Source organism: Rhizobacter sp., assembly GCF_035702065.1.
Classification (GTDB): Bacteria; Pseudomonadota; Gammaproteobacteria; order Burkholderiales; family Burkholderiaceae_C; genus Rhizobacter.
The window spans coordinates 1-3479 of the sequence record NZ_DASSRA010000234.1 but is presented as its reverse complement, the minus strand read 5'-3'; the positions used below and the strand labels follow the sequence as shown (position 1 = coordinate 3479).

Genomic DNA, 3479 nt, shown 5'->3' with positions numbered 1-3479 from the left:
CCCACGGACCCCAAGCATGAGGAAGTCGCGGCTGCCGCCTCGGCGCCGGCAGCCGCTGCGTCTGCGGCCAGCGCCACGGCTGCCGCGGCGCTGCAACCCGAACCGAAGCCCGAACCGAAGCCCTCGCCTGCTGCGACACCGCGGCCGGCTGCTGACACGGCACGCGCCCAGGCGACCCAGGAGGGGCGCGACCGGCCGGCGAAGCCGACAGAGCGGCCTGCTCCGCCTTCGGCGAACCGCTTCGTCGTGCAAGTGGGCGCCTTCGCCGAGGCCGATACCGCGCGCGACGTGCGCGGCCGGGTCGAGCGGCTGGGCCTGCGAACCTACACCCAGGAGGTGGACACGGGGTCCGGCCGGCGCATCCGCGTGAGGGTGGGCCCCTTTGCCGAACGGGAGCAGGCCGACCGCACGGCCGCAAAAATCAAGGCCGCCGGCCTCTCGGCGGCGGTGCTGACACTGTGAACCTGAGACTGTGAACCTGAGACTGTGAACATCAGCGCGATCAATCCCGTCGATGCCGGCCTGCTGGGCGTGCTGGCCTTTTCCGTCCTGCTGGGCCTGCTGCGGGGCATGCTCATGGAAGTGCTGTCCCTGCTGGGCTGGCTGGTGTCCTGGTATGCCGCGCAGTGGTGGGGCGTGGAGGCGGCGCATCACATTCCGCTGGGCACCCCCGGCGCAGACCTCAATCGCGTGGCCGGCTTCATCGCGACCTTCATCACCGTGCTGGTGGGCTGGGCGCTGCTGAGCTGGCTGTTGCAAAAGCTCATCCGCGCGTCGCCGCTGAATGCGGGCGACCGTGCGCTGGGTGCGCTGTTCGGCTTCTTTCGCGGCCTGCTGGTGGTGACCGTGATCGTGATGGTGGTGTCGCTCACGCCCTTCGCCAAGGCGCCGGTGTGGCAGGACTCCATTGGCACCCGCTGGTCGCGCGGTGCGATTGCCGTGTTGACCCCCGTGCTGCCGGGCGACTGGGCGCAGCGTGTGGCCAAAGCAACCAAGGACTGACTCTATGTGTGGCATCGTCGGCGTGATCTCCCGGACTCCCGTGAACCAGCTGCTCTATGACGCGCTGCTGCTGTTGCAGCACCGCGGCCAGGACGCGGCCGGCATCGTCACGGCCATGGACGCGAAGTTCTTCATGCACAAGGCGCGCGGCATGGTGCGCGACGTCTTCCGCACCCGCAACATGCGCGCGCTGCCTGGCACCGTGGGCCTGGGCCAGGTGCGCTACCCCACGGCGGGCAATGCCTACAACGAAGAAGAGGCGCAGCCCTTCTACGTCAACGCGCCCTTCGGGCTGGTGCTGGTCCACAACGGCAACATCACCAACGCGCATGCGCTCAAGAGCGAGCTGGCTGCCATCGACCGCCGCCACCTCAACACCGAGAGCGACACCGAGGTGCTGATCAACATCCTCGCGCACGAACTGGACCTGGCCGCGCGGGAGCAGGTGCTGTCGCCGGCGACCCTCTTCAAGGCCATCGGTGCCGTGCACAAGCGCCTGAAGGGCTCGTATGCGGTGGTGGCGTTGATCGCCGGCCATGGCCTGCTGGCGTTCCGCGACCCCTTCGGCATCCGGCCGCTGTGCGTCGGCTCGCAGGACACGCCGGAGGGCCCGCAACTGATGGTGGCCAGCGAGTCCGTGGCACTCGAAGGCACGGGCCACCGCTTCCTGCGCGACGTGGCGCCGGGCGAGGCGGTGTTCATCGACTTCAAGGGCCGCATGTTCACGCAGCAGTGCGCCGCGGCGCCGGCCTTGCATCCCTGCATCTTCGAGTTCGTGTACCTGGCGCGGCCCGACTCCGTGCTGGACGGCGTGTCGGTCTACCATGCGCGGCTCAACATGGGCGAGACGCTGGCCCAGCGCGTCATCTCCACCATGCCGCCCAGCGAGATCGACGTGGTCATTCCCATCCCTGAGTCGAGCCGGCCTTCGGCCATGCAGCTGGCGCAAAAGATCGGCAAGCCCTACCGCGAGGGCTTCGTGAAGAACCGCTACGTGGGCCGCACCTTCATCATGCCCGGGCAGTCGGTGCGCAAGCGCTCGGTGCGCCAGAAGCTCAATGCCATCGGCATGGAGTTCCGTGGCCGCAACGTGCTGCTGGTGGACGACTCCATCGTGCGCGGCACCACCAGCAAGGAGATCGTGCAGATGGCGCGCGACGCCGGTGCCCGCAAGGTCTACATGGCCTCGGCCGCGCCACCGGTGCGCTTTCCCAACGTGTACGGCATCGACATGCCCACCAAGGCTGAGCTGATCGCGCATGACCGCAGCATCGAGGAGATCCGCCAGTACATCGGCGCCGACGCGCTGATCTACCAGGACGTGGACGCGATGAAGCGCGCGGTGGGTTCGCTCAACCCGCGCCTGAACGGCTTCGAGGCGTCGTGCTTCGACGGTCACTACGTCACGGGTGACGTAAGCCAGGAAGACTTCAACGCCATGCAGGCGCAGCGCAGCCTGCAGCTCGACGAAGAGGAAGAGAGCGTGCGTTCGCGCCTGGCGCTGCAAGGCATCACGGAGGCGTCATGACAGCAGACCCGCGCAAGCGCCTGCCGCGCACCGACCTGCCCGAGGGCCTGCACATCGACACGCTGGCCGTGCGCGAAGGCCTGCCGGCCTCGCCCTGGGGTGAAAACTCCGAGGCCTTGTTCCTTACCAGCAGCTTCGTGCACCCCAATGCCGCCACCGCTGCGGCGCGCTTTGCCAACGAGGAAGAAGGCTTCGTCTACAGCCGCTTCTCCAACCCCACCGTCACGATGATGGAACGGCGCCTGGCCGCGCTGGAAGGCACGCAGGCCTGCATTGCCGCCTCCAGCGGCATGGCCGCGATCCTGATGCTGGTGATGGGCCTGCTCAAGGCGGGCGACCACCTGGTCTGCTCGCGCAGCGTGTTCGGCTCCACCATCCGGCTGCTGCAGGGTGAGTTCGGCCGCTTCGGCGTGCAGAGCACGTTCGTGTCGCAGACCGATCTGGCCGAATGGCGCGAGGCCATTCGGCCCAACACCAAGCTGCTGTTCGCCGAGTCGCCCACCAACCCGCTCACCGAGGTGTGCGACATCCGCGCGCTGGCCAAGATTGCCCATGACGCCGGTGCCTTGCTGGTGGTGGACAACTGCTTCTGCACGCCGGTGCTCACGCGCCCCGCGGAACTGGGGGCTGACGTGGTGATGCACTCCGGCACCAAGTACCTGGACGGGCAGGGCCGCGTGATGGCGGGCGCCTTGTGCGCGAGCGAGGCACTGGTCACCGAGAAGTTCATGCCGGTGCTGCGCAGCGCCGGCATGAGCCTGTCGCCCTTTAATGCCTGGGTGGTGCTCAAGGGCATGGAGACCTTGTCGATCCGCGTGCGTGCGCAGAGCGAGCGGGCCTTGCAGCTGGCCCGCTGGCTGGAAGGACAGGCCGCCGTGAAGCGCGTGTTCCATCCCAGCCTGCCGTCCCACCCGCAGCATGAGTTGGCCATGGCGCAGCAGTCGGGCCT

Annotated in this window: 4 protein-coding genes; all 4 read left to right on the top strand. The window is 68.2% G+C overall.

Features of this window, described 5'->3' with window-relative positions:
- A partial coding sequence (locus VFL64_RS10870; RefSeq protein ID WP_489540393.1) for an SPOR domain-containing protein occupies window positions 1-462 on the top strand: 462 nt, incomplete at its 5' end.
- 24 nt (window positions 463-486) lie between these two features.
- Complete coding sequence (locus VFL64_RS10865) at window positions 487-1002, top strand: CvpA family protein (RefSeq protein ID WP_489540392.1); 516 nt, start codon at window positions 487-489, stop codon at window positions 1000-1002.
- A 4-nt stretch (window positions 1003-1006) separates the two neighbouring features.
- Window positions 1007-2530 (top strand): amidophosphoribosyltransferase, encoded by a 1524-nt coding sequence (gene purF, locus VFL64_RS10860; protein ID WP_489540391.1) that lies wholly within the window; start codon window positions 1007-1009, stop codon window positions 2528-2530.
- Window positions 2527-3479 (top strand): aminotransferase class I/II-fold pyridoxal phosphate-dependent enzyme (locus tag VFL64_RS10855; protein ID WP_489540390.1); only part of this gene is annotated, 953 nt, incomplete at its 3' end. The genes purF and VFL64_RS10855, both read left to right, overlap by 4 nt.